Here is a 26,458-nt window from a genome sequence, read left to right as displayed (position 1 = left end):
TTTTGACTTAATCTTTGCGTATGAGTACCGCGACGCAAGGCTTCGGCGGCAGTGCGGATTTCCCGGTGTTCGAGGTTCTGTCCGCCAGTATTCTCACGGACGGATTCGATCTGGTTCTCGACCTCGAGCGCTCACACGGTGTGTATCTACGAGATCTCCGCACCGGTGTCGACTATCTGGACATGTTCGGGTTCTTCGGGTCGTCTGCGCTCGGAATGAACCATCCCGACGTCGCCGATGACGAGGCCTTCGCGCGCGAATTGGCAATGGTTGCAGCAAACAAGCCGAGTAATTCCGACGTCTACAGCGTGGCTATGGCGCGATTTGTCGAGGCCTTCGTCCGGGTGCTTGGCGACCCGGCATTGCCGCACCTGTTCTTTGTCGACGGCGGCGCTCTTGCTGTGGAGAACGCACTCAAAGTGGCGTTCGACTGGAAGAGTAGGCTGAACGAAAGTGCTAGGCGCTCACCGGATCTCGGGACCAAAGTCCTGCATTTGACCGAGGCGTTCCACGGGCGCAGTGGTTATACGATGTCGCTTACCAACACCGATCCGGGAAAGGTTGCCCGCTTCCCCAAGTTCGACTGGCCGCGGATCGACTCGCCGTATCTCGCGGACGGACGTGACATCGAGGCAGTCGAGCAAGGCAGCGTGGCGCAGGCCCGCCGCGCATTTCACGAGAATCCGCACGACATCTCCTGTTTCATCGCCGAACCTATCCAGGGTGAGGGCGGTGACCACCATTTCCGGCCGCAGTTTCTTCAGGCAATGCAAGATCTGTGCCACGAGAACGACGCCCTGTTTGTCCTCGACGAGGTGCAGACCGGGTGCGGAACAACCGGAACTGCCTGGGCTTACCAGCAATTGGGGTTGACGCCGGACGTGGTTGCCTTCGGGAAGAAGACTCAAGTCTGCGGCATCATGGCCGGCGGCCGTGTCGACGAAGTTCAGGACAACGTCTTCCATGTCAGCTCGCGTATCAACTCGACCTGGGGTGGCAATCTCACCGACATGGTGCGCGCCCGGCGCATTCTCGAAGTCGTCGAGCGTGACCGATTGATCGACCGGGTTCGATTCACCGGCGCGCACCTCCTGGCGCGATTGACCGCGACGAGCGAGATGTTCGACGGCGTCACCGAGCCCCGCGGACGCGGCCTCCTGTGCGCGATCACGCTGAGCAGCAGCGACTTACGCGACCAAGTGGTGACCGAACTGCGCGAGAACGAGCACGTTCTCATCCTGCCGAGCGGGCGGCGGGGAATCCGGTTCCGTCCGCCGCTGACCGTGACGACCGGTGAGTTGGACGCAGCGGTGGACGCGATCGAGCGGGTGTTGCGGGCTCACGGGGTGAGCTGAGCCCAGATCCGATCCGGTGTCATGGGAGTGGCGCGGCACCGAACGCCCACCGCGTCGAAGATGGCGTTGGCCAGCGCCGGGGCAACGGGATTGAACGGCGCTTCGCTCATGGACTTGGCGCCGAATGGTCCCAACTTGTCGTACGTGTCGGCAAAAAGTACCTCCGTCGTCGGGAGATCAGCCAACTGCGGAACGTGATAGTTGCGCAGTTGTGGATTCAGCACGCGCCCGTCTTCGATGACGATTTCCTCGAACAATGCCGCGCCGAGTGCTTGTCCCACACCGCCTTCCACCTGACCGCGCAATTGCGCCGGGTTCAGCACCGTACCGGCGTCAGCGGCCTGGACCGACTGCAGAATGATCACGCGGCCCGTTGAGGTATCCACCGCGACCCGAAATCCGTGGACGTTGAACGCCACCGACCGCGGCGAGCCGTCGTGGTGCCCGTCCGCCGCGAGCGGTCCGCTGTCGAGGAGCGCCGGGAAGCGGATGAGATCGGTTGTAGTGGTGACGCCGTCCGCGGTGAGTTCGGCCGGACCGACGCACAGTGATTGTGCTCGTGCGAGTATCCGATCGCGGAGGCGTTCGCACGCGATCTGGAGGGCTTTGCCCGCCACAACTGTGCCGGCCGAGCCGAAGGCCCCCGTGTCGTGTCCGCCGATATCGGTGTCGGATTGGGCGATCACAATGCGATCCACCGTGGTGCGCAACTCGGTGGCGGCTATCTGGTGATGCACAGTTGTTGTCCCGTTACCGAATTCGGCTGTGCCGATCCGGACCACGTACCGCCCGTCGGATTCGAGGGTGACCGTGGTGTCGGCAAAATGTCCGCGGGGTGGGATCGTGGCGATCATCGCGACAGCCATGCCCTGCCCGGTTCGCCATCGGTGCCCGGCGGGCGAGAGCTGTCCTCGTCCACTCGACAGCGCGCGCTCGACCAGGTCCAGACACTGGTCGAGGCCGTAACTTCCGAACTCGAGGTCGCCGTCCTCGACGTGCCAGTCCACGAAGTCGTCTCCCGGTACCACCACGTTTCGCCGACGGAACTCGAAGGGATCGATACCGAGTTTCCGGGCAAGCTGATCCATCGCGGATTCGACGGCAAAGATGATCTGCCCCAGGCCGTAGCCGCGGAACGCTCCAGACGGCACGTTGTTCGTGTACACCGCCTCGGCGTCGACGCGTTTGTTCGGGCAACGGTAGACGGCAATCGATTCCGCGCACCCGTGGAACATCACTCCGACCGAATGGTTGCCGTACGCCCCGGCGTCGGAAAGGACGTCGATCGCCAGCGCGCTCAGACGGCCGTGCTCGTCAGCGCCCAACCGGACCGACACCCGCATGGGATGCCGTGACGGTGCCGTCGTGAACTGATCGCTGCGGCTGAACTCGTACTGGACCGGTCGACGGGTCTTCCGGACGGCCAGGGCAACCAGGTCCTCGGTCAGCATTTCCTGCTTGCCGCCGAAACCGCCACCCACACGCGCGGTGAACACGCGGACTTCCTCGCGGGCGAGACCGAAGATGTGCGCCAGCTCGTCCCGAACCAGGAACGGCACCTGCGTGCTGCTGCGAATGACAAGCCGGCCACCGGAGTCCAGCCAGCCCACCGCTGCGTGGGTTTCCATGGCGACATGCTGAACGCGAGCAGTCTGCCACGTGCCGTCGACGACGGCAGCGGATGCACGGAGTGCTTTCTCGACATCGCCCACGCCGTCGTGCAGGGCTGCGACGACGTTGCGCGCCGGCTCGGCGATACGCGCAGCAACATCCTTGTCCGCGTGCAGAAGCGGTGCGCCGGGCGAGCGAGCCGGCTCGGGATCGAACACCGCGGCGCGAACCTCGAAGTCGACCTCGATCAGTGCCAGCGCACGCTGTGCGTCCCGTGGTGTTTCTGCGATGACCGCGGCCACTCGCTGACCGATGAAACGCACGGTGCGGTCGAAGATGCGGGTGTCGTCCGGGTCGTCGCTGCGGTCCTGATGGCGTGCCGTGGAGAAGAGAACGTCCGGGCTGTCGAGATAGGTCAGGACGGCGACGACGCCGGGCGCGGACTGCGCTGCCGCAGTGTTGATGTCCTTGATGTACGCGTAGGGGTGCGGGCTGCCGAGAACCGCTGCGTGTGTCAGGCCGGACGGGACGTCGCCCTCGGCCAGATCCAGAGTGAAGGGTTCCGTTCCGGTGACGATTCGACTCGACGCCGGGGCCGCAACGGAACGTCCCCGAGCCGCGTCGCGATCCACGTTCTCGATGTTCTTCGTTCCCGCCAAGGCATCGCGAATCGAGCGATATCCTGTGCAGCGGCACAGGTTTCCCTTCATCGACTGCGGCAGGTTCGCCTTCTGGGTACACGTGAGCGCCGACGCCGTCACGACCATGCCCGCGGTGCAGAAACCGCATTGAAATCCGCCGGCGTCGACAAACGCCTGCTGTGTCGGGTGCAGAGTGCCCTCAGTGCCGAGGCCGGCTGCGGTCACGATCTCGTGTCCGCCCACGCGGTGCGCCGGGAAGATGCACGAATGCGTCGGTGTGCCGTCCAGCAGCACCGAGCACGCGCCGCAATCTCCGGCGTCGCAGCCTTTCTTGACGGACGTCGTGCCGTGCTCGCGCAGGAACGTCCGCAGACACTGTCCCGGACGCGGTTCGTCGTCGCGGGAAACCCCGTCGACGGAGTACTTCATGTGAGTTCCTCCCTGACCTCTTCGGCCAGTAGTGCTGTCATCGACTCGCGCCAGGGGGCACTGCCGTGGACGTCCGTGAAAAATTCGTCGTTCGGAATCAGGCGTAGTGATTCGGCCAGTTCCGCAGCGGTCGGGTGGGCGCCGAATCGCAAGACGTGGGGTCGCTGCGTCGCTGCTGTGACGCTGAGCGTGAAGCCGGCGACGTCTTTTCGGCCCGCCACGACAACCGCAGACCGGCCGAGAGAGGTCTGAGCCAGCTTGCGCAGAGCGGTTCGCGCGAGCAGTGCCCGAGTCGGGAGGGTGATGCTCCGAATGATCTCGCCGACGGCCAGCGAGTTCGTGCCGTTCCCGGTCACAAAATCCTTCACAGCCACTCGGTACTCACGCCCGCACGGACTCCAGACGGTCAGTTCGCCGTCGAGAGTGACTGCCATCGTTGTCATGGCGCCGGCGGGAAACGACAGTGCGATATTTCCGCCGACGGTGGCGTGGCGCAACACTTTCCACGATGCCAATAGCGCGTCCGCGCAGTCCCGAAACAACTGTGCGGCCCGGAACTGCCCCGAGAGTTCCGAGCGGCACAGCTCTTCGATCGTGCACGTCGCGGCGATTTCGAGGCCACGTTCGTTGACGGTGAGCGGTTCCCAGCCGAAGCCGGCCAGATCGACAAGAGTGCTCAGATGTGGTTGTGGTTCCGAGTACAGCCAGGTGCCGCCCCCGATGAATCCGACACCGGTCGACGGACCGGGAAGATCGGTCCGCGTGACCGGCACCAGCACCTGATCGACGGTGTGCAGATCCATTGCGTCGCTCACCCGGCCTTTCGCACCAGGTCGAGATGTGCGCGAGCGACGTCCGATGCGACGACGTCCTCGTCGATCGTGGTTACCCGATCGTCTGCGACAACAACCGCTCCGTTCACCATCAGCAGTTTCAGCGGTGGTGTCGAGCCGAGTACCAATGCCGCGACCGGGTCGGTGATTCCGGTGTGCGCGAGTGTGTTCAGATCCCACACCGCGAGGTCGGCCAGTTTTCCCACTTCGAGGGAGCCGATCTCATGCTCACGGCCGACAACCCGCGCGCCCCCGATGGTTCCGAGTTCCAGTGCGGTGCGAACCGTCAGAGCCTGGGGGCCGCCGCGGGCGCGGGCGAAAAGCAGAGCGTGACGTGATTCCTCGACCAGACTGCACGCCTCGTTGCTGGCCGCGCCGTCGACTCCGAGCCCGATCGTGACGCCGGCGTCGAGTAATTCGCGGGTGCGGGCGATCCCGGCGCCGAGTCGCGCATTGGACGTAGGGCAGTGTGCCGCAGCGGTTCCCGTGCGCGCCATCGTATCGATCGCGGAATCGTCGAGGTGGACGGCGTGCGCGAACCACACGTCCGGGCCGACCCAACCGACTCGCTCCATGTACTCCATCGGAGTACATCCGAACAGTTCTGCGCAGAAGTCCTGCTCATCCAGAGTCTCCGCCAAATGCGTGTGCAGTCGGACGCCGGCCTCGCGGGCCAGAACCGCGGACTCCCGGAGCAACGCCTCGGTGACCGAGAACGGGGAGCACGGCGCCACCGCGATTCGCAGCATCGAATCGGGGCTGGGGTCGTGCCACCGGTCGATGACGGACGCGGTGCCGGCGAGGATGTCGTCCAGTTTTTCCACCACGTGATCAGGTGGTAGTCCACCAGAACTCTGCCCGAGGTCCATCGAACCACGCGTCGGATGGAATCGCAGACCGATCTGAGCTGCTGCCGTGATCTCCGCTTCGAACACGTCACCGGCATCGCGTGGGACCACGTAGTGATGATCGGTGGTGGTGGTGCATCCCGTCTTCGCCAACGCAGCGAGGCCACCGGTCGCGGCTGTGTGCACGGCGTCGGCGTCGATACCCGCCCAGATCGGGTACAGGGTGGTCAGCCACTGGAACAATGTCGAATCGGCAGCCAGGCCGCGGGTGATCCACTGGTACAGATGATGGTGCGTGTTCACCAGACCCGGTGTGACGAGGCAACCGCGGGCGTAGACGGTCTGTGCGCCGGGAAACTCCGGAGCAGGCCCGCGCCCGATGGCGCTGATTTCGTTCCCGGTGACGGCGACGTATCCGTCGGTGAATTCCGTGCGAGCGCCGTCCATGGTGACGACGTGCCCGCCCCTGATGACGAAGTCGGTCACGAAAGCCATCCGGCGTAGGTGGTCCAGGACGGGCCGGCGTCCGGCGCGTCCGAGCGGCTGACGGCGGCCTGGATCAGACCGTACGGACGATCCGCGGCATGGAACACCTCGTTGTCGTTCTCGATACCGAAACGGCCGAGCGCGTAGTCGAAGTGATGCTTGTTCGGTGCGGACAACCGTACCTCGGCAATGATCGGGAACTCTTCGAGGATTGCCTTGCCGATCTGAAAAAGAGTCTGCTGCAACGCAAGTGAGTGTACTGTCGCGAACTGCTTCACGATCTGCGCCTTGACGGCGACATACACCGCTTCCCAATCGACATCTGTGGTGACAAATCGCCACTGCGCCACCAGCGTCGTGGCCATGACGCGGTCCTGCGTGGGTTCGAGGACGGTGTACGGATCCTGCAGGAACCCGGAGAACTCACTGCCGGTGGACTTGAGCAGAACCAGATCCTTCAAGCCGCCGATCACCCAGGTGCCGGTGTCGTCGTGCGTGATCGACGCGGTGCGCACTTCCTGACCCTTACGAATCCACGTGTGATCGTGCTCGGCACCGTCGACCACCGCGCGCTCCCAGGCATACTCCTCGATCTCGATCCGCGCACCCGTCACCGGTTCGATGTCGTCGACAAAATGCGACGCGAGTTCGAGGCCGTACGACTCGATCGAGATCAGGCCCTTCTCCTTGGCGTACGCGTACGCGGTCTGCTTCTGCGAGTCGGTGGGAAGCACCTTCGACTGATCGCCGGTGAGATACGCATCGGCGAAATCGCCTCGCAGACAGGTGGAGACGTTGACGTCGTGAATCTCGTGACGAGGGGTGTCGCGGTAGATCCGGACGACACGATTCTCGGCTTTGCCGTACTGATGCCCCGTGAGTTCGATGGTTCCGGAGAGCGGTGCGGTGGTCGTGTTGATGGTGTTCACAGTGGTTCTCAGCTCCCGCGATAGGTGGAATAGGCAAAGGGGGACAACAACAACGGGACGTGATACCCACGGCTCGTGTTGTCGATCCGGAAGGTCACTGTCACTTCCGGATAGAAGGTTTCCTGTCCGATGGACTCGAAATAGGTTCCGGTGTCGAAGATCAGGCGGTAGATGCCGGGAGTCAGGCCGGCTGTGGCAAGTTCGACGACCCGGCCGTCGGAGTCCGTGGTGGCCTGTGAAATCGGTGAACCGTCGGACGCGCAGAGCTGGACGTGGACACCCTGCGCCGGGTTGCCGGTTGTCGAATCGAGGACGTGTGTACTCAGTACCTTGCTCATGCGTCATCTCCGGACAACGAGTCGATCAGACGAGTGAGCCTGATGCGATTGATAGCGGCCAACTCGATTCGTAGCACGCGGCGTTCGGTCTCCGGGTCGTTTCCCAGGCGCTTGTGGAGGACGTCGAGAAGTTCGGTGGCCGAACGGCCGCTCGCACAGACGAGGTAGACGTGCGAGAACTTGTCCTCGTACTCGGCATTCTTGATCCGCAACCGCTCGAGGACGTCGCCGCCGGCGGTGGACACCGCGGCCTGTTCCCGGCTCGACGACGCGCTTTCGGTGCGCTCACCGATACGTGGGTGCCCCGCGAGGGCCTTGTCGATCTCGGATTCGGGTAGGTCGCGCAGTACGGAATCCGCGCGCTCCAGCAGAGCGTCGACGCTCTCGAAAGGCCGCGCCGCCGCGAGCGCGCCCGCCCAGGAGTCCGAGTGACAGCACTCGAGCAGTGCCGACACAGCCGACTGGTCAGCGAGTGCGTTGAACGCATCGAGACCACTGGAATTCGTTGTAGGCATGTCCACAGCATTATCCGAACATGTTTCGGAAATGTAGCGCAGCAATTACGGGAGATCACTCAGTCGCAATTGTCCTGTGCACCATGGTGAGTATCTTCATAGACATGACTGACAATCCTCGGCCGTCCTCCGTTGTTCCTTCCCTGGCGAACCTGCGCGACATCGGGGGACCGGAGTCCCGATTCGGCGGTTCGGTGCGAACCGGCGCGGTGTACCGCTCCACCGATCTGGCGTCACTCGACGCAGAAGGGGAAAAAACGCTGGCCGACTTGGCAGTCACCACGATCTACGACCTGCGAACCGCCTCCGAGCGCGAAACAGCACCAGACCGGACGCCGGCCGGAATCCGGGAACTCGGACTGGACGTATTGGCGGACAAGCAGTATCGAGCCATCCCCGCCCAGATGCAGCAGATGATCGCAGATCCGCGGGCCGCGTCCGAGTTGCTGGGAAGCGGTCAGGCACTCGAGTACTTCGAGGGCAGCTACCGCGATTTCGTGACCCTGCCCAGCGCGGTGGCGTCGTACCGCCAGTTGTTCCTCGACCTGGCAGAGCCGTCGAGTGCGCCGGCGCTCATCCACTGCACGACGGGTAAGGACCGGACGGGATGGGCCGCGGCCGCACTGCTGCTCTTCCTCGGCGCGTCGAAGGACGCGGTGTTCGAGGACTACCTGCGCACCAACACGATCCTGCTTCCACTGTTCGCGCCGCTCTTCGAGAAATTTGCGGCCTCGGGTGGTGACCCGACGCTGCTCGAAGGTGTCCTGGGGGTACGCCCCGAGTACCTGGAGGCGTCGCTGGCCGAAGTGGAATCGGTGCACGGTTCCATCGAGGCGTATTTCACGGACGGATTGAAGATCGACCAGGACACCCAAACTCGCTTGCGCAGCAACCTGATCGGCTGATCTCGACTAGACGGCGCGGGCCCGTCGCCGGTACCCCGCCACCGCGGCGATCCCGATGCCGATCGCGATACCGGCCAGATCCGCGGCCGCGTCCCACACCGAGCCCGAACGGGAAATCGGCAGCACACCTTGCAGGACCTCGGATATCGCGGCAAAGGCGATCAGCCACAGCGCCGTGAGCCACCAGGGGATTCTGGCGTACAACGATGTCATCGCCAGCACGACGAACATCACCGTATGGGTGACCTTGTCGCTGTTCTCCGGCCCGGACGGAACGGTGGAACCGGGGGAGAACAGCATGATCAACGCGATGACCACGGCTATCGCCAATGGCCAGTACCGGTGGTTCTTCACTGCTGCGTCACGCTCAGATCCAGCGCACCTTCGGCGAACCTCGCGACGGCAGCACACGCCGTCGCGAGAGCGTCGTCGTGACCAGTCCGCGCCCAACCGTCGAGCGTGGCAGTGGGAGCGTGGGGCGTCAGGACTACCTCCGCCAGAAGTTCACCGGTGTTGGGTTGGCACACTGCCCACGAGTAGACGCTGTTTTCACGCCACTGAGCGCTCCGCTGACCGACGTACTCCGGGTCGGTGATACCGCCGTCGGCAAGCGCCGGTCTGTCGTCGACACGCTCGTCTGCGCGCAACGCGCGCAGATACCACGCGCCCGCGTTGATTTCTATCGGGTCCATGAATCAGGAATTCCTGTCGTCGCGACGTTTCTTCTTGCGTGCCTTTTTGCGTTCGGAGTCCGTTCCGAACAGCAGGGCACCGGCCAGGGGGATAGCGAGAAACCACAGCCACGTGCCGGTGACGAAGAAGAGTATGAGGGCAAGAATCGGGATGACCGCCATGATGCGACCGGACCAGTCGGGTCGAATTTCCGGGCCGCGGGAGCGGTGTCTACCGCTGGAGTCGGCACCGTACCTGGCAGGTCCTGGAACACTAGTGGCCGGAAACGACTGTGCGCCTTCTCGGTAGTGGGAAACTACCGGGAAGGCGCACTCGCGAAGTCTTACTTCAGTTCTGCGAGAACCGTTCCCTGCGTGATGGCTGCGCCGGCCTCGACGGACAGTCCGGTGACGATACCGGCCTTGTGCGCGTTGACGGGGTTTTCCATCTTCATGGCCTCGAGGACAGCGATGAGGTCGCCTTCGGCAACTTCCTGGCCTTCGGTGACGGCAACCTTGACGACGGTGCCCTGCATCGGAGCGGTGACGGCGTCACCGGATGCTGCGCCGCCGCCCGCGCCGCCGCGCTTGCGTGCCTTCGGCTTCTTGCGGATGGCACCGGATGCTGCGCCGCCGCCGTTGCCGAGTGAGAACTGACCCGGGAGGGAAACCTCGACGCGACGTCCACCGACCTCGACGACAACGTTCTGACGCGGCAGAGCCTCGTCCTCGTCGTCTACGGGAGCGCCGGCGCCCGCGTAGGGCTCGATGGGGTTGACCCAGTCGGTTTCGATCCACTTGGTGTAGATGTCGAACTTCTCGCCGTCACCGACGAATGCCGGGTTCTCGACGATGTGGCGGTGGAACGGGAGGACGGTCGCGAGGCCGTCGATCTCGAACTCGGCCAGAGCGCGCGATGCCCGCTGGAGGGCTTCTTCGCGGGTGGCTCCGGTGACGATGAGCTTGGCGAGCATGGAGTCGAACTGTCCGCCGATGACGTCGCCGGCGACAACGCCGGAGTCGACGCGAACGCCGGGGCCCGTGGGCTCACGGTAGACGGAGACCGGGCCGGGAGCAGGCATGAAGCCGCGGCCGGCGTCTTCACCGTTGATGCGGAACTCGAAGGAGTGTCCACGCGGGGTGGGATCTTCCTTGATGGAGAGTTCTTCGCCGTTGGCGATGAGGAACTGCTGACGCACGAGGTCGATGCCCGCGGTTTCTTCCGTGACGGGGTGCTCGACCTGAAGGCGCGTGTTGACCTCGAGGAAGGAGATGGTGTCGCCCTGAACCAGGTACTCGACCGTTCCGGCGCCGTAGTAGCCGGCTTCCTTGCAGATGGCCTTCGCGGACGCGTGGATGCGTGCGCGCTGGTCGTCCGTCAGGAAGGGAGCCGGAGCCTCTTCGACGAGCTTCTGGAAGCGACGCTGCAGCGAGCAGTCGCGGGTACCGGCGACAACGACGTTGCCGTGCTGGTCGGCGATGACCTGAGCTTCGACGTGGCGGGCCTTGTCGAGGTACTGCTCGACGAAGCACTCACCGCGACCGAAAGCGGCGATGGCCTCACGGGTAGCGGATTCGAAGAGCTCGGGGATTTCCTCGATGGTCTGCGCGACCTTCATGCCGCGTCCACCGCCGCCGAAGGCAGCCTTGATCGCGACCGGGACACCGAACTCCTTGGCGAACGCGACAACCTCGTCGGCGCCCTTGACGGGGTCCTTGGTGCCGGCTGCCATGGGAGCCTTGGCGCGCTCTGCGATGTGGCGAGCGGTGACCTTGTCGCCGAGGTCGCGGATGGACTGCGGTGACGGACCGATCCAGATCAGGTTCGCGTCGATGACGGCCTGCGCGAAGTCGGCGTTCTCGGAGAGGAAACCGTAGCCCGGGTGGATGGCGTCTGCGCCGGACTTACGGGCAGCGTCGAGGATCTTGTCGAATACGAGGTAGGACTCGGCGGACGTCTGTCCACCGAGGGCAAACGCCTCGTCTGCGAGCTTCACGAACTGTGCGTCGGCATCGGGTTCGGCGTAGACAGCGACGCTGCCGTAGCCGGCGTCCTTGGCTGCTCGAATGACCCGCACCGCGATCTCACCGCGGTTGGCGACAAGCACCTTCGTAATGTGCGCGCTGGCATGACTGGGCACTGAGCCTCCTGTAGTTCGCATTATCTGTCTCCTTCGGTGTACTTACGAGGGGTCACCGTCGGAGTCTTACTGGCATCGTTTTGGAGTGTATTCACTGCTTCGATGCAGGTTGCAACCGGATCGGTCTACCTGGATCTGGCTCATGAAACGGTTTGCAAAGCTACCGACGAGTAGCCGGGAGCGTCGATTGTCGGGTTCTTCTCCTCGTTGCCTGCGACCGATTCTTCGATCGCCCGACGGAACGCCGCCACATACCGGTGCACCGACGAGTTCGCGGTGTCGTTGTTGGGATAGCGTACGGCGAGATTGAGGCCTTGTGGGGTTCGATTGATCCAGAGGTAGACGTCATGGGTGTATGCCTTGCTGCGCAGCGCTCGCGCATTCCATTCGGGCCACTGCGCCGCTTCAGGGACAAATCGAACATCCATGTAGGACACCACAAATCGAGGCCGGATGGGAGTTCCGAGTTTCTCGCCGATGCGATCGAACGGTATCGCCGCGGCTGGTTTGCGAGCGGACATCGAGGCGGCCGCGCGCTCGGCGAGAGTGTCGAACGAAAGCTCGGAGTCAACCGCGATGTCGAGTGGGCACAAACCGACGAACCACCCCAGCGCGCCGGCCCATTCCTGAGTGGTGCGAGTGTGGATCGGCGTCACGACCCGGAATCGATCAACACCCGCGACGTCGTGTCCGACTGCTGCGAGACGGCCGAGCAGACCCGCGAAGTAGCCCACCCCGCTCGCGGCGCACCTGGCACTGAACGCCTTCGACTGATCGGTGTCGAGAAGCCACGTCGACAGCCCGTTCTGCGACTCGGTTCCCCGGTCGCCGATAGGCAGCGGAAACTGGGGGAGCCCGCTGCCTGCCAAGGCCTCACGCCAGACATCGAGAGCAGCGTCTTCGGCGCCGCGATCGGCCATCTGCTCGCGTTCCTGCGCCCCGAAATCGACATAACTCCCGACCGGGAACAAGTTGGCCGGCTGACCGGTCAGATTCTCGCGGTACAGCGACGCGATCTCGTGAGCGATCAAGACGATGGAAAAACCGTCGATGATCGAATGATCGGCTGCGAAGAACACCGTGAACGGAGCGTCGTCGCTTCGCGGAGTGAGGGTCGCGAAGACATACGACGGCCAACTGTGCGGCGACGCGAACTCGTCGAACAATCGGTGCAGGTGCTCGAAGTTGACCTGGCTCGGTGAGTTGTATCCGTGGTCGACAACGCCGATGTCGATCCCGTTCACGGGAACGGTGTGCCGGGTGATCTCACCCGACTCGGTATCGAGCGACGTGTGTGAGCGAAGAACCTCGTGTCGATCGATCCACTGCTGCAGAGTAATTCGGAAGGCGCTTTGGTCGAGCGGTCCGGGGATCTCGAAAGCTGTTCCCAGCCAGGACTGTTCGCCGGCGCCTGCGGACGAGCGCTGCAGGTGTGCCTCGTGGATGTACGACGCCGGCCGCGGATCAGGAGTCCATTGACCGGTTGCGCACGGAAGCCATTCGACAAGCGATCCACTGGGAATCGCGTAGTCGGCAAGTTCGGTGAATTCCATGTTCTCGTACTCAGCCCCGCAAGCGGCGCTTGATGCGCGCGAGCATCGCGGACATACCGCGCAGGCGAAGGGGACTTACGGCTTCCGCGAGGCCGAGCGCCGAGTAGAAATCGTCGGGAACCGCAAGGATCGCGTCAGCGCTCTGCCCGTCGAGGCCCTGGGCCAGGATTGAGGCGAAACCGCGAGTGGTGGGAGCTTCGGCAGGCGCGCTGAAATACAGCCGGACCTTGTCGCGATCGGAATCGTCCACCGAAAGGAACAGCGGCGACTGACATTCGGGAACGGGCTCCATGGCGTCTTGTTCGAGCTCGGCCGGCAGCGGTGGCAACTCGCGACTGAACTCGAGAAGAAGAGTGAGCTTGTCCGAGGTGCCGACGGCTGCGAAGTCGTCGACGATCTCCGCCAGTGGCTCCGGCAATTCGCTCATGCCGATACTCCGGCGGGAACGTCTCCGGGCTCTTCGCCGACAGCGATCGGAACACGCACGGCGTTGCCCCACTCGGTCCACGAACCGTCGTAGTTACGGACGTCGGGGTACCCGAGGAGGTGAGTGAGGACAAACCACGTGTGGCTCGACCGCTCGCCGATACGGCAGTACGCCACGATCTTGTCTTCGCGTGACAGATCGCCGTAGATCTCGTCGAGTTCCGTGCGTGTGCGGAAACGGCTGTCGGGTGCTGCGGCCTTGGCCCACGGAATGCTCCGGGCGCTGGGGATGTGACCACCGCGCAGCGCACCCTCTTCCGGGTAATCGGGCATATGGGTGCGCTCGCCGGTGTACTCCTGCGGTGACCGCACGTCGATCAGCGGGCCGTCACCGAGATGCGCCAGGACATCGTCCTTGAAGGCGCGGATAGGGGCGTCGTTGCGCGCGATCACCGGATAACCGGTGGACGTGGCAAAGGGGACGTCGAATGACGTGTCGCGGTTCTCCGCAATCCACGCGTCGCGACCGCCGTCGAGCAGACGGACGTCCTCATGGCCGAACAGTGTGAACACCCACAGTGCGTATGCCGCCCACCAGTTGCTCTTGTCGCCGTAGATGACCACGGTGTCGTCGCGGCTGATGCCCTTGCGATTCATCAGCTCGGCAAAGGCCTCGCCGTCGATGTAATCGCGCGTGACCCGATCATTGAGGTCGAGGTGCCAGTCGATCTTGACGGCGCCGGGGATGTGCCCGATGTCGTAGAGCAGCACGTCCTCGTCGGATTCGACCACCTTCAGTCCCGGCGCACCGATATTTGCCGACAGCCATTCAGTAGAGACCAACCGGTCGGGATTACTGAACTCGGCAAACGCGGGTGAAGGATCGGGGGCAACGGGCACGGGTGGCTCCTGTAAGGCGAATCGATCGGGTCGATAGACGGACTTCAACGATTCTAGGCGCTCCCCGTGTGAGAGTCGCTCAACGAGCGCGTGGGCACCTGCTCGCGCTGCCCACGCGCTCGGATCGAGCTAGATCCGCGGTGTTCCCGCTCCGATCGCCGAATCCCTCAATTGTTCGGTCAGACTTCCGATCGGCGTCACGCCGCGATCGCAGATGTCGTGGAGAACCCGGTCGAGTTCGGTGAGGAACTTCACCATCGTGACGTTCGCTACGTCGGTGTCCGGGAACCGCGACCGCAAGGACAAGCCGCGGTTCGTCCGTGAGATCCAGAACTGCGCGTCGTCGGCCACGGTCACGTTGCTGATGTGGTGGGCGTTGAGTTCGTCGTGATCGTCCGTGCCGGGAAGCCGGCGATAGTCGATGTACGAGACCATGAAGACATCGGTGCGAGTGCGACGGATCTTGTTGCCCAACGCATCACGAACCTGCGCCATGGTGAGACCTTCGAGTGTCAGTGCCACCCGGAACGACGCGTGGGTATGTGCCAGCGACGCACCGAAATCGCGATCCGGGGTGACCCGTACGGTGATCGGCGCGCTCGTGGTGAGCCACCCGATCGCGTCAGCCCAGCGCGGATCCTTGCGGATGTGCAACGGAAACTGCAGGGGCAGTGCGGATTTCCCGGTAGCCGATTCCACCGTCATCCCCATCGCCGTGAGAACTCCGGTGAAGACACTGCCGCCTGCCGCGGTGCAGATCGAGTCGAATTCCGCAGTGCGGTCGGCATCGAGGAGAACCCGCACGTCCGCGCCTTGCGGCGCCGGATGTCCGCCCTCCACCCCGAGATCGAGGGGGAAACTCGGCGACGTGCCGCCGCAGATCTCGTAGAACCGCTCCCACTCCCGAAGTCGTGGATCGTTCTCGATGGGAACCAACCCGTCCGCTTCCAGTTCGCAGTAGCGCACGAAGCTGCCCGGATCACCCAGGTGGCTCATCACGTCGGCAACAGCAGCCGCGTCGTCGAGTGCGGGGAGCGCATTCAGGCCTTCGTAGATCTGACGAAGCTCGCCGAGGGCGATGACCAGTGAATAACCGTCCACCAAGGTGTGGTCGAACGCGCTCAGAACCGTGTAGTGCTCGGCGCGCTCAACGGTCGCGAAGGTGTACGCGGGGAAGGTCAAAGGATCACAGACCTCGGTGAATCGCTTCTTGAGATGGCTGCGCAACTCAGCGGTGGTTGCGGTCGTCAGCGGCTCGGACGTGACAATGGTTGCGCTCGCATGGTCCAGATCCATTCGAACCGCACCGAACTCGCCGACCTCGAAGCCGGTGTGCAACGTGTCGTGCCGACTGATGAACAGGCGAAGAGCCAGATCCAGTGCCGGGCGGTTCAATTGGCCGGGCAGGTCGAAAGCTGCTGCCATCCAGACACTTCGGCCGACGCCATGCGTGCGCGCCGTCTCGAGGTGGAAGTGCTGATTGTACGACGGCGGAATCGCGGATTCCGTGACTGCGCCGTCGGCCGGCTGCAGCGACCATTCGGTGACTACGCCAGGTTCGAGGCCGTATCGGTCGATCGATGTCACATGCATCAGGCGACGCCGGACGCGCGTGAGATCGAGTAATCACCCTGTGTGGCAACGGTTGTGATGACATTCGACAAGTGCTTCGCGAACCGGGTGACCGACTCGTGTGCTGTCGGTGTATCGGGATGAGAAATCGCCATCCAGGTACCGGTCTGCACCCGATTGATCCACATCGAGGCGATCTGCGTTTCCTTACCGCCGACGATGCCGGTGGCATTGGTCTCGACGTAGGTTTCTGCTCCCGGTGTGCGACGGCCGTCGATGTAGGAGACGATGGGGGGCGGCGTCAACGTCTTCGTAATTCCGGTCGACGCTCCCGCGTCACCCATGGCAGCGAGGACGACGTCGATCACTTGCTGCACCGACACGTCCAGAAGTTCCTTGCCCCGGTGATACGCCTGCTGGCCGATCTCCGCCAACTGCGTGAACGTGTGTTGCTCCCCGACGTCGATTCCGACCGGAATCAGATTGACGTACCAACCTTGTGAGAATGTGTCGGCTTCGGATCGGGTGCTGACCGGTGAGAGCGCGATGTACTTGTCGCGGCCTGCCAATTCGAATTCGGTAATGGCGAGTGCCGTAAAGATTCCACCGATGAAATTCGATCCGTTTTCCTTGCAGACCGCACCGAATTTCTCGCATTCGATGTCGTCGGCCAAATCGAACCGCGATCCGATCGCGGGTTTCGGGGCGTCATCGGCGCCGAGCGGCAGGGGGAAGCCAGGGAACGACCCACCGCTGCGCATGAGGTAGCCGAGCCACTCGTGAACCGCGGGAGATTCCATGGTCAGGGTCGCGGCTAGGTCCTTCTCGGCTCGACCCAGCTGAGCGTAACTACCCGCCGCCGGAAGCTCGATCTCGGTTCCGGTCGTTTCCGCGGCGTAGCGTGCGCGCAGCTCCGCGTACGTCAGCACCATCGAATACATATCGGTGTGAGCGTGATCGATCGCATGGAAGAGAGTGAAACCCGGTGATTGAGGTGAGATGTGTTCGATCGCACCGAAGACGAACGCAGGCCAACCCAATCCGCTGGTTTCCGCGGCGAACTTCTGCTCGACCAGTGCGCGGACGTCCTCCGGATCGCTCAGCTCCGGACCTTCCCGGTATGTGAGATCGATGGTCTCCGGTGGCACCACATGGCGTCGCACCGGGAAGTCGGTGTCTGCGGCATCTGTCATGGCAGCGTCGAACGAGAACCAACTGTGCAGGGTGTCGTGCCGGCGGACGTACTTCGTCAGCGCGCGCGTCATCGCCGCACGATCGAGCGGGCCGTCGAAATCGAAGGCGATGCCGATCCACGGCGACTGGTGATCACCCTTCTCAGCGGTGATCCGCGCACGTCGGAAGTGACGATCCTGCATTGTCGTAGGAGGTAGATCCCGATTGATCTGGGCTCCGGCAGCGCTCGCGGCGCACGTGTCGGTGACCCCCCATTCGACCACCCTCCCGGGTTGTGGACGCCAATGGGTGATCAGGTTCAGATCCATCGAGTAGGGCTCCTGCGTATGTCGTGAGAGAAGATCCGTCCTGAAGTTGGACAGACGATGAACTATCCCATTTGGGAGAACGGATTGTCTGTTCTTCCCTTTTCTAAACCGATAATGATCACAACCACATCGGTCGGACATTGGGGTGATGTCCATAGTGACGTATCCAGGATGCCGTCAGACGGACAGGGTCGCAACAACCTCGTCTACTGTGGCCGGGTGCTTCCCACTACCCGTGACCGGTCGTCCACCCGATCGTCCACCCGATCGTCACTGACGCCGTGGCTCGGTCTTGCGACCAGCCTCGCTGCGGCATTCATGCAGTTACTCGATGCAACGATCGTGAACGTAGCGCTGCCCAGCATTGCCGTCGACCTGGGCGCCGGTGTCTCAGCTCAGTTGCTGATGGTGAGCGTGTATGTCCTGGCGTTTGCCTGCTCCCTGATCACCGCAGCTCGGTTAGGCGACCTGTGGGGACGCCGTGCGGTCTTCCTGACCGCTTTGTCGGTGTTCGTGGCTGCGTCGCTGCTCTGTGGGCTGGCGCAGAGCGCCACGATGCTCATCGTCTGTCGCGGCCTGCAGGGTCTTGCGGCGGGGTCGATGTCCGCACAGACGTTCGCGATCATCTCGGGGCTGTTTCCCAAATCCCGTCATCCACGTGTGTTCGGGATCTACGGAGCAACCATCGGTCTGGCGACGGTCAGTGGCCCGCTGATCGGCGGACTGCTGATCGAGTGGAATCTCTTCGACTGGGGTTGGCGGCTGATCTTCTTCGTCAATATCCCGATCGGCATCGCCGCCTTGATCGTGGGCTACTTCCACCTTGCCGACGCCAAGGCGGATGCCGTACGCACGCTTGACCTGGTGGGCGCTCTGTTGTCGTCACTGGCACTCTTTCTGCTCATCTTCCCGCTGGCCGAGGGTCGCGCCCGCGGGTGGCCCACCCCGCTCGTGGTGATGATCGCGGCGTCGGTGCCGATCGCGGTGGCGTTTGTCCTCTATGAATACAGATTGGGAAAACGCGGCGGCGATCCTGTTCTGCGCCTCGAACTCTTTCGTGACCGAGCCTTTGCCGTGGGCGCAGCCCTGGCCTTCGTGTTCTTCGGCACGTTGACGTCGTTGATCTTCACGATCAGTCTGACCCTGCAGTTCGGGTTCGGGTTCTCCCCACTTCGCGCCGGAGTCATGACATTGCCGTGGGCGGTGGGAATGGGGGTGGCGGCGGTGCTCTCGTCGGCCGTGTACCGGTTGCTCGGCAACCGCGTGCTCATTGTGGGAATGGTGGTTTTCGGCGGATCACTGCTGACACTCTCGGCCATTCTCGGCCGAGTGGGGACAGACCCGTCCTGGCTTTCGTTGGCGGGGCCTCTGCTGATCGGCGGCGCCGGACTCGGTCTGTTCGTCGCACCGTTGCAGACGGCGATTCTCGCTTCGGTACGGCCACAACACGCCGGTTCGGTGTCGGGCTTGCTGCCCACCGTGCAGCAAGTGGGCAGCTCGATCGGCCTGGCATTGATCGGAGTTGTGTTCTTCTCACTCGTCGCCGGCAATGCACCCGCCGCTGTGCAGGGGGAGCGCGAAAACTACGTAGCGACTCTCGAGGCTGCAGGCATGAGCGACGGTATCCGCGACATTGCCGAAAAGACGTTTGTCGACTGTGCGACAAGCCAACTCGAATCCGGCTCACCGATGACGGTGGCGCCGGAATGCAGTTCGAAAGGTTCCGCTGCCACAGCGAGTGGCCCAGCCCAGGTGGCCGTCACGGCAGCATATGCGTCCACCAGATCAGCGGCGGGTGAAGCCTTCCTGCAGGCCCAGCGCAGCGTGCTGACGATCATTTCCGTCATAGCGCTGGCGATTGCTCTTGCGTCGCTGGGTCTGCCGAAGGTCAATACTCTGGTGACGGAAGATCAGAAGACGCTCTGAGTGCGCCACAAGTCGGAGACCGAGACACCGACGCGCTCCAAAAGGGTTCGCACCAAAGGTAATCCGATGCCGATCACGCTCGACGGGTCGCCTTCGATCTTCTCGACGAACCATCCACCCAAGCTGTCCAGCGTGAAAGCGCCGGCAACCTGCAGGGGTTCGCCGGTGGCGAGGTACGCCTCGAGATCCTCGGTGGACGGATTCGCGAAATGCACCACCGTGGCACTGTGATCGGACGCGACGTGCACTATCTGCCCTTCGATCACCCGCATCACACAATGACCGGTGAGCAGAGTGGCACTACGGCCGGCCATCGCGGCCCAACGACGCCGCGCAACATCGACACTGCCCGGTTTTCCCTGGAGCTCCCCGTCGATCAGAAGCATCGAATCACAGCCGATGACAACAACATCGGTCAAACCGTCTCCCAGCAGGCCGGGAACGATCTCCGCGGCCTTTGCCTCGGCCAGCACCGTGACCACCTTCTGGGGGGCCGCATCCGATCCGAGTTCACCCGCGATCTTGTCCTCGTCGACACCGGAAACACGTACAACAGGCAAAACCCCGGCCGCCCGCAAAACTGCGAGGCGTGCCGGGGATGCCGAAGCCAGAACTAGTTGAGTCACACAAGCAGGCTAGATCAGGCGCGCTACCCGAAGGGGTTCAGGTGCGCCGTCCGAACGGGTTCAGGTACGAGTACGGCGAGAACGGCGCACGCGTGCGGTGGAACTGCGTCGGATCTCCCCACGTTTCCGTCGGAAGCGACTCGGCGGGAGCCGAACCACCCGATGCAGCGGCAAGAACGCTGACCAGCGCGGCAATCTCGACGTCGGTGGGCGAGCCCTTGACGATCTTGATGAGCGCTGTATCCGAAACCGGGGTCTCGGCCTCTTCGGTCACCGCGGCGTCAGTGACGGCGCCGTCGACATCGGCACCGTTGACGGACGAAGTCGCCACAACCGTGACCTCTTCCGTCGTGATGTCCTCGGTAATTGTGGTCATAGGGGAATGTTCCCATGCTTCTTGGGCGGAAGGGAAACGGACTTGCGTTCGAGCAGGCGCAGAGCGGAGACGATCTGACCGCGGGTGTGCGACGGCGGGATGACTGCGTCGACGTATCCACGCTCGGCCGCGACGTACGGGTTGACGAGGGTGTCCTCGTACTCGTTCTGCAGCTTCAGACGCAATGCGTCGACGTCGTCACCGTTCTTCGCGGCTTCGAGAAGCTGCTTGCGGTAGACGAATCCGACGGCTCCCGATGCGCCCATGACGGCGATCTGTGCGGTCGGCCAGGCCAGGTTGAGGTCGGCGCCCATGTGCTTGGAGCCCATGACGTCGTACGCTCCGCCGTACGCCTTGCGGGTGATGACGGTGATCTTGCCCACAGTGGCCTCGCCGTACGCGTACAGCAACTTCGCGCCGCGGCGGATGATGCCGTTGTACTCCTGCTCGGTGCCAGGCAGGAAGCCCGGAACGTCGACGAGGGTGATGATCGGCACGTTGAACGCGTCGCAGGTGCGGACGAAGCGGGCAGCCTTCTCGGACGCGTCGATGTCGAGGCAACCGGCGAACTGCATCGGCTGGTTCGCGACGATGCCGACGCTGCGGCCGTCGACGCGACCGAAGCCGACGATGATGTTCATCGCGCGCTCGGCCTGGACCTCGAGGAACTCGTCGTCGTCGAGGATGCGACGGATGACCTCGTGCATGTCGTACGGCTGGTTTGCCGAATCCGGGATGAGGGTGTCGAGTTCGATGTCCTCGGCGGTGAGGCTCTCCTCGATGGACCCGACGATCGGATCGGTGATCTCGCCGCGCGGTGCTGCTGCCTGGTTGTTGGACGGCAGGTAGCTCAGCAGGTCCTTGACGTAGTCGAGGGCATCCTGCTCGCCGGATGCGACGTAGTGCGCGACACCGGACTTGACCATGTGCGTGCGTGCGCCGCCCAGGTCTTCCATGGTGACGTCTTCGCCGGTGACGGTCTTGATGACGTCGGGGCCGGTGACGAACATCTGCGAGGTCTCGTCGACCATCACGACGAAGTCGGTCAGTGCGGGGGAGTACACGTGGCCACCGGCAGCGGGACCCATGATCAGGGAGATCTGCGGGATGACACCGGACGCCTGGACGTTGCGGTGGAAGATCTCGCCGTACAGGCCGAGCGAGACGACGCCTTCCTGGATACGTGCTCCGGCGCCTTCGTTGATGCCGACCAGCGGCCGGCCGGTGCGGATCGCGAGGTCCATGACCTTGACGATCTTCTCACCGTAGATTTCGCCGAGTGATCCACCGAAGACGGTGGCGTCCTGGCTGAAGACGCAGACGTCGCGGCCGTCGATGGTGCCGTAACCGGTGACGACGCCGTCGCCGACGGGACGGTTCTCGGCGAGGCCGAAGTTCACCGAGCGATGACGGGCCAGGGCGTCGAGTTCGACGAACGAGCCCTCGTCGAGGAGGGCGGTGATGCGCTCACGGGCGGTCAGCTTGCCTTTGGCGTGCACCTTGTCGATGGCGGCTTCGCCACTCGGTGCTTGCGCCTGTGCTTGCCGGATCCGCAGATCCGCGAGCTTTCCCGCGGTCGTATGGATATCGGGTGCGGTCGCCGCCTCCGGCGCGTTGGGCTCTTGGACAGTGGTCATGAGTCGTGAGCTTAACGAGCCGACTCGGGCCGGTTCGAAGGCAGGTCCGATTGTTGCGATTTCACCCGCCTAAGCTACTGACCAGTACATTTTGCTCGCGGCTTTAGGCTGGGACTATGTGGACCGATCTGAACCGACCCCCCCTCGATCAAGCGGCGTTGCGACGCGCTCTCGTGCGGAGCGACGACAATCACGACGCACGTGCGTTCTGGAATCGACTCGACGTCGTCGAGCGCACCGGGTCGACCAATGCGGACCTCCTGGCGCGCGCGTCGGATCTCGGCGCCGATCGCCAGGTGCTGCTCGCCGAACACCAGGAAAGCGCCCGCGGGCGACATGCGCGCACGTGGGTCAGCCCGGCGCAGGCACAGATATCGATGTCGGTTCTGCTCGGGATGCCCGGACTGAACCTCGCTGACATGGGTTGGCTGCCACTGCTCACCGGAATCGCCGTCGTCGACGCGTTGCGCACGGTAGCCGGGGTGCCAGCAGAACTGAAGTGGCCCAACGACGTTCTGATCGGTGACAAGAAAGTGGCCGGCATTCTCGCCGAGGTCGCGCGGACCACCCCGGAACCTGCGGTGGTCGTGGGAATCGGATTGAACGTGAGTCTCGGCGCCGAGGAACTGCCGGTGCCGACGGCCACGTCGCTCCTTCTCGAAAACGCGGAAACCGTTGACCGGGACACGTTGGTGCGGGCTCTGGCACGGGAACTGGCGACGCAGTTCCGCGGCTGGGAGAAGTCGGGGTGGGAGACCGGCGTACTGGCAGCCGAGTACCGCGAGCGGTGCGGAACTCTCGGCAAGCGGGTGCGGGCTGTCCTGCCGGGGGACAAGGAAGTTTTCGGTACGGCGACGGACATCGACACGTCCGGTCGTGTGGTCATCGAGATCGAGGGAAGTGGTGGCGAGACGTTTGCCGTTGCCGCAGGCGACATCACGCATCTGCGGGCGGCGCCGATCGCCGACTAGCCGAACCGCGCGTCCTGTCCTTTTTTGCGCCTTCGGGTGATATTTTTCGGGTATGACCACACCGATCGTGCTTCCGACCGACTCAGAAATGGCAGAAAGCGCACGGCGCGTTCTGACCGGAATGACGGTCCTGCTCGGCCTCTTGACGCTCGGCCTCGGTATCGCGGTGCTCGTGTGGCCGAACGCCACACTGTTCGTCGTCGCGGTAGTGATCGCCATTCAGCTGTTCGCCTTCGGCATCGTGCAGATCATCCGATCGTTTGCAGACGTCACCGCGACCGGTGGTACTCGGACGCTCGTCGCGATCTCGGGCGCGCTGGCGGTGCTACTCGGGTTCCTCGTCCTGCGTAGCCCACTGCAGACCGTCGTACTGATCGCGCTGGTGATCGGCGCGTGGTGGGTGTTCCGTGGCGTGCTCGACATCGTCGACGCGGCGTCCGGTGGCGCGGCAGATCGCGGACTCGCGATAGTGCTCGGTGTCATCAGCATCGTGGCCGGCGCGGTTGTGTTGCTGCAGCCCGAGTTGTCGCTCGAGGTCTTCCGCATCGTCGTCGGTGTCTGGATGGTGCTCTACGGCATCGTCATCGTCGTCACGCCGTTCGTGTTGCGCAAGCTCTCCCAGCCGTAATCCGTCGGGGAGAGATGGCACACTTCCCGTCATGGGATATCCGGAAGATGCGCTCGCCCAGGACGAGGAACTGATCCTGCATCGGCATCCACATTGGAAGATGCTGGTGGTTCCCGCGCTCACGTTTGTCCTGGCAACGGCGGTGGCGGGGTTTTTGCTCGGCGTGACTCAGAAGCAGGTCGACGGGACGGCGCGCACCGTGCTGTCGATCATGATCGGCGTGGCCTGGCTGGGAGTGATCGCGTGGCGATCGGTGGCGCCGTTCACCGTCTGGAAGTTCACGCATTTCATCGTCACCGATCGAAGGGTCCTGATCCGGCAAGGTGTGTTGACCCACACCGGAATCGACATCCCGATGGGTCGGATCAGTAACGTCCAGTTCCGGCACGGCCCGGTCGACAGGCTTCTCAAGACCGGCACGCTCGTGATCGCCTCGGCCAGTGACGATCCGCTCGAATTCGACGACATCCCGGACGTGGAGCACGTGCATTCCCTGCTCTATCACCAGGTTTTCGATTCCACCCAGCAACAGCACGAGCGAAACCGTCCCGAGGACCGCGGCGAGGACGACGAAAACGCTTGGTAATGACCGCGCAAAGGCCCGCTGTCCGTACGCTGTCCCTGTGACTGCCGTATTGCTAGCCGAAGACGACGAGGCCATTGCCGCACCTCTTGCCCGAGCGTTGGGGCGGGAGGGGTACACCGTCATGGTGGAACAGACCGGCCCTGCCGCACTGCAGCAGGCACTCGAAGGTGACTTCGATCTGTTGATCCTCGATCTGGGCCTGCCCGGTATGGACGGTCTCGAGGTGTGCCGACAGATTCGGGCTCACCGGACGTCCCTGGCCGTACTGATGCTCACCGCCCGAACCGACGAGGTCGATTTTGTCGTCGGTCTCGACGCCGGCGCCGATGACTACGTGGGTAAGCCGTTCCGGTTGGCCGAACTCATGGCCCGAGTGCGCGCGCTCCTGCGTCGACACGGCAGCCGCGAGGACAGCATCGTCGAGGTCGGCGGTATTCGCCTCGAACCGGCCGCCCGGCGCGTCCTGGTCAACGGATCCGAGATCGCCTTGGCGAACAAGGAATACGAGCTTCTGCGCGTACTCCTCGAGCACGCCGGTGAAGTGGTCTCGCGCGATACGATCCTGCGTGAGGTCTGGGGTGACGTCGAGCTACGCGGATCGAAAACCTTGGACATGCACATGTCGTGGCTGCGCCGGAAGATCGGCGACGAGGGCCCTGCGGTCGAACGCCGGATAGCTACCGTGCGTGGGGTCGGCTTCCGCATCAACACGGACTAGTTCGCACGATGCGTCGGCGCATTCTCCAATCGATTCTCGGGGTCGTCATCCTCACGGCGCTGTTGCTGGGTGTTCCGCTCATCTACACGGCCTGGTTGTGGGTCGAAGACGTGAGCCGCAACGATTTGCGGGTACGGCTCGATCGGATGGCCACCGAAGTGATCGCCCAGGAAGGTTCTCTCGGCGTTGTCGACGGAGCCCTCGACACCGACGCGCTCCGCTTGCTCACTCCGAACGATGCCCGACTTGTCGTCGTGTACCCCACCCGGTCGGACGGGGCCGCTCGCGTCGACATCGGCGAAGCGGCGGTGAAAAACCCGCTGGTCGAGTCGTTGGCGATGGGATCGTCCGGCTCACTGCGCCTCGAAGTGCCGTCGGAGAGACTGCGGACGCAGCAGAAGCAGGCCGTTGGCGCGGTGGGGGTATTGGTCCTCCTTGCGATCACTACCGGCGCCGTCGTCGCGGTGGTCACGGCGCGTCGACTGGCCGGCCCCCTGCAGGACGTCGCCGAACGGGCGGCGAGGTTGGCCGAAGGGGATTTCCGACCCGACCCACGACGCCATGACATTCCCGAACTCGACCGCGTGTCCGATGTCCTCGATGCCGCGACCGTCGAAATTGCCGGCCGATTACAGCGGGAGCGTGCGCTGGTCGCGGACGTCTCGCACCAACTGCGCAGCCGACTCACCGCGGTGCGGCTGCGTCTGGACGAGTTGTCGGTGCACAGCGATCCCGACGTCGTTCACGAGGCAGAAGAAGCCATGGCCCAGGTGGATCGGTTGACGGACGCAATCGACGAGTTGGTGCGGTCCTCGCGCAGCAGTGGTTCAGCAGCCGCCACAGTCTCGGTGGTCAGCGAACTCGACGGCGTCTGTCGGGATTGGCGGCCGCAGTTCGAAGGTGCCGGACGGCACCTCCGGTTGATCGGCGACCGCGGCGTGAGCGCGTCGACTACAGGATCTCGTCTGCGCGAAGCCGTGTCCGTTCTGGTCGACAACGCGTTTGCCCACGGCGACGGAACCTGCACGGTATCCGTTCGCTTGATCGACGGAGTTCCCCAGCGTGAAGCAATGGTCTGTATCGAAGTGACCGACGAGGGCGGCGGTGTGGACAACAACCTCGCTCCGCACATATTCGATCGGGGCTTCTCCGGGGCCGGTTCGACGGGAGTCGGATTGGCGCTCGCGCGGGCGCTGATCGAGGCGGACGGCGGACGGCTCGAGCTACAACGTCGAACGCCGGCCCTGTTTGCGGTGTTCTTGCCGGTGGCATCCGAAAAGCTGGTGGACGTCGACAGGCTGCGCGAACCTCGCTGAGAATCTTGCCTGACGCGAC

General features: G+C 63.7%; 26 protein-coding genes. 8 read left to right on the top strand and 18 right to left on the bottom strand.

Annotation, left to right across the window (positions count from 1 at the left end; all coding sequences use genetic code 11):
- The first annotated feature begins 20 nt into the window (after nt 1-20).
- A complete protein-coding gene (lat, locus tag ACFRFQ_RS15665; protein ID WP_378659172.1) occupies nt 21-1,355 on the top strand; it encodes an L-lysine 6-transaminase in 1,335 nt (444 codons plus the stop codon).
- On the opposite strand, the gene ACFRFQ_RS15660 is transcribed toward lat, so the two are convergent.
- The 6 genes from ACFRFQ_RS15660 to uraD are packed head-to-tail and all read right to left on the bottom strand — an operon-like array spanning nt 1,340 to nt 7,985.
- Complete coding sequence (locus ACFRFQ_RS15660; RefSeq protein WP_378659170.1) at nt 1,340-4,036, bottom strand: molybdopterin-dependent oxidoreductase; 2,697 nt, start codon at nt 4,034-4,036, stop codon at nt 1,340-1,342. The genes lat and ACFRFQ_RS15660 overlap by 16 nt on opposite strands.
- A complete protein-coding gene (locus ACFRFQ_RS15655; RefSeq protein WP_378659663.1) occupies nt 4,033-4,839 on the bottom strand; it encodes an FAD binding domain-containing protein in 807 nt (268 codons plus the stop codon). The genes ACFRFQ_RS15660 and ACFRFQ_RS15655 overlap by 4 nt, the downstream gene beginning before the upstream one ends.
- A gap of 8 nt (nt 4,840-4,847) precedes the next feature.
- Nucleotides 4,848-6,212, bottom strand: coding sequence for an 8-oxoguanine deaminase (locus ACFRFQ_RS15650; protein WP_378659168.1), 1,365 nt, complete (start codon nt 6,210-6,212; stop codon nt 4,848-4,850).
- Entirely contained in the window at nt 6,200-7,123 is a 924-nt protein-coding gene (gene pucL, locus ACFRFQ_RS15645) for a factor-independent urate hydroxylase (protein ID WP_378659660.1), read from the bottom strand. Before pucL ends, ACFRFQ_RS15650 begins: the two co-directional genes overlap by 13 nt.
- A gap of 17 nt (nt 7,124-7,140) precedes the next feature.
- A complete protein-coding gene (gene uraH, locus ACFRFQ_RS15640) occupies nt 7,141-7,470 on the bottom strand; it encodes a hydroxyisourate hydrolase (protein WP_378659165.1) in 330 nt (109 codons plus the stop codon).
- Entirely contained in the window at nt 7,467-7,985 is a 519-nt protein-coding gene (uraD, locus tag ACFRFQ_RS15635) for a 2-oxo-4-hydroxy-4-carboxy-5-ureidoimidazoline decarboxylase (protein WP_378659162.1), read from the bottom strand. Before uraD ends, uraH begins: the two co-directional genes overlap by 4 nt.
- Before the next feature lie 104 nt (nt 7,986-8,089).
- Here uraD and ACFRFQ_RS15630 point away from each other — a divergent pair, with 104 nt between their 5' ends.
- Nucleotides 8,090-8,890, top strand: coding sequence for a tyrosine-protein phosphatase (locus ACFRFQ_RS15630; RefSeq protein WP_378659160.1), 801 nt, complete (start codon nt 8,090-8,092; stop codon nt 8,888-8,890).
- 6 nt (nt 8,891-8,896) lie between these two features.
- Here ACFRFQ_RS15630 and ACFRFQ_RS15625 read toward each other — a convergent pair whose 3' ends face one another.
- From ACFRFQ_RS15625 to ACFRFQ_RS15585, 9 genes are all read right to left on the bottom strand, one after another.
- A complete protein-coding gene (locus tag ACFRFQ_RS15625; protein WP_378659157.1) occupies nt 8,897-9,244 on the bottom strand; it encodes a VanZ family protein in 348 nt (115 codons plus the stop codon).
- A complete protein-coding gene (locus tag ACFRFQ_RS15620) occupies nt 9,241-9,582 on the bottom strand; it encodes a hypothetical protein (RefSeq protein ID WP_378659154.1) in 342 nt (113 codons plus the stop codon). The genes ACFRFQ_RS15625 and ACFRFQ_RS15620 overlap by 4 nt, the downstream gene beginning before the upstream one ends.
- A 3-nt stretch (nt 9,583-9,585) precedes the next feature.
- The gene (locus tag ACFRFQ_RS15615) at nt 9,586-9,744 is read right to left on the bottom strand and encodes a hypothetical protein (RefSeq protein WP_378659152.1); all 159 of its coding nucleotides are present in this window, start codon (nt 9,742-9,744) and stop codon (nt 9,586-9,588) included.
- A gap of 161 nt (nt 9,745-9,905) precedes the next feature.
- Nucleotides 9,906-11,702: an acetyl/propionyl/methylcrotonyl-CoA carboxylase subunit alpha gene (locus ACFRFQ_RS15610; RefSeq protein ID WP_378659657.1), complete on the bottom strand. Its 1,797-nt coding sequence runs from the start codon at nt 11,700-11,702 to the stop codon at nt 9,906-9,908.
- 140 nt (nt 11,703-11,842) lie between these two features.
- Nucleotides 11,843-13,255 carry a condensation domain-containing protein gene (locus tag ACFRFQ_RS15605; RefSeq protein WP_378659149.1) on the bottom strand — a complete coding sequence of 471 codons (1,413 nt, stop codon included), beginning with the start codon at nt 13,253-13,255 and terminating at the stop codon, nt 11,843-11,845.
- A 10-nt stretch (nt 13,256-13,265) separates the two neighbouring features.
- Nucleotides 13,266-13,682, bottom strand: coding sequence for a SufE family protein (locus tag ACFRFQ_RS15600; protein ID WP_378659146.1), 417 nt, complete (start codon nt 13,680-13,682; stop codon nt 13,266-13,268).
- Entirely contained in the window at nt 13,679-14,581 is a 903-nt protein-coding gene (locus ACFRFQ_RS15595; RefSeq protein WP_378659144.1) for a sulfurtransferase, read from the bottom strand. The genes ACFRFQ_RS15600 and ACFRFQ_RS15595 overlap by 4 nt, the downstream gene beginning before the upstream one ends.
- A 129-nt stretch (nt 14,582-14,710) precedes the next feature.
- Entirely contained in the window at nt 14,711-16,174 is a 1,464-nt protein-coding gene (locus ACFRFQ_RS15590) for a condensation domain-containing protein (protein WP_378659139.1), read from the bottom strand.
- Nucleotides 16,174-17,655 (bottom strand): condensation domain-containing protein, encoded by a 1,482-nt coding sequence (locus ACFRFQ_RS15585; protein WP_378659136.1) that lies wholly within the window; start codon nt 17,653-17,655, stop codon nt 16,174-16,176. Before ACFRFQ_RS15585 ends, ACFRFQ_RS15590 begins: the two co-directional genes overlap by 1 nt.
- Nucleotides 17,656-17,973: 318 nt before the next feature.
- Here ACFRFQ_RS15585 and ACFRFQ_RS15580 point away from each other — a divergent pair, with 318 nt between their 5' ends.
- Nucleotides 17,974-19,581 carry an MFS transporter gene (locus tag ACFRFQ_RS15580; protein ID WP_378659654.1) on the top strand — a complete coding sequence of 536 codons (1,608 nt, stop codon included), beginning with the start codon at nt 17,974-17,976 and terminating at the stop codon, nt 19,579-19,581.
- Here the strand turns inward: ACFRFQ_RS15580 and ACFRFQ_RS15575 are convergent.
- The 3 genes from ACFRFQ_RS15575 to ACFRFQ_RS15565 are packed head-to-tail and all read right to left on the bottom strand — an operon-like array spanning nt 19,566 to nt 22,220.
- Nucleotides 19,566-20,207 carry a Maf family protein gene (locus ACFRFQ_RS15575; protein WP_378659133.1) on the bottom strand — a complete coding sequence of 214 codons (642 nt, stop codon included), beginning with the start codon at nt 20,205-20,207 and terminating at the stop codon, nt 19,566-19,568. The two genes, ACFRFQ_RS15580 and ACFRFQ_RS15575, sit on opposite strands and share 16 nt — an antisense overlap.
- Nucleotides 20,208-20,244: 37 nt before the next feature.
- Nucleotides 20,245-20,583: an acyl-CoA carboxylase epsilon subunit gene (locus ACFRFQ_RS15570; protein WP_378659130.1), complete on the bottom strand. Its 339-nt coding sequence runs from the start codon at nt 20,581-20,583 to the stop codon at nt 20,245-20,247.
- On the bottom strand, nt 20,580-22,220 hold the full coding sequence (locus tag ACFRFQ_RS15565) for an acyl-CoA carboxylase subunit beta (RefSeq protein WP_378659127.1): 1,641 nt from the start codon (nt 22,218-22,220) through the stop codon (nt 20,580-20,582). The genes ACFRFQ_RS15570 and ACFRFQ_RS15565 overlap by 4 nt, the downstream gene beginning before the upstream one ends.
- 116 nt (nt 22,221-22,336) lie before the next feature.
- Here ACFRFQ_RS15565 and ACFRFQ_RS15560 point away from each other — a divergent pair, with 116 nt between their 5' ends.
- From ACFRFQ_RS15560 to ACFRFQ_RS15540, 5 genes are read left to right on the top strand one after another with little or no spacing between them, the layout of a single operon-like run.
- Entirely contained in the window at nt 22,337-23,191 is an 855-nt protein-coding gene (locus tag ACFRFQ_RS15560) for a biotin--[acetyl-CoA-carboxylase] ligase (RefSeq protein WP_378659123.1), read from the top strand.
- Between the two features lie 52 nt (nt 23,192-23,243).
- The gene (locus ACFRFQ_RS15555; protein WP_378659120.1) at nt 23,244-23,819 is read left to right on the top strand and encodes an HdeD family acid-resistance protein; all 576 of its coding nucleotides are present in this window, start codon (nt 23,244-23,246) and stop codon (nt 23,817-23,819) included.
- A 31-nt stretch (nt 23,820-23,850) separates the two neighbouring features.
- On the top strand, nt 23,851-24,405 hold the full coding sequence (locus ACFRFQ_RS15550; RefSeq protein WP_378659117.1) for a PH domain-containing protein: 555 nt from the start codon (nt 23,851-23,853) through the stop codon (nt 24,403-24,405).
- Nucleotides 24,406-24,442: 37 nt separating this feature from the next.
- Nucleotides 24,443-25,123, top strand: coding sequence for a response regulator transcription factor (locus ACFRFQ_RS15545; protein WP_378659114.1), 681 nt, complete (start codon nt 24,443-24,445; stop codon nt 25,121-25,123).
- An 8-nt stretch (nt 25,124-25,131) separates the two neighbouring features.
- The gene (locus ACFRFQ_RS15540; protein ID WP_378659110.1) at nt 25,132-26,439 is read left to right on the top strand and encodes a sensor histidine kinase; all 1,308 of its coding nucleotides are present in this window, start codon (nt 25,132-25,134) and stop codon (nt 26,437-26,439) included.
- Nucleotides 26,440-26,458 lie beyond the last annotated feature (19 nt).

It is taken from the genome of Rhodococcus sp. NPDC056743 (assembly GCF_042790355.1).
In the GTDB taxonomy this organism is placed as follows: domain Bacteria; phylum Actinomycetota; class Actinomycetes; order Mycobacteriales; family Mycobacteriaceae; genus Rhodococcus_F.
The sequence above is the reverse complement of the archived record's forward strand: the minus strand, read 5'-3'. Positions and strand labels throughout refer to the sequence as shown.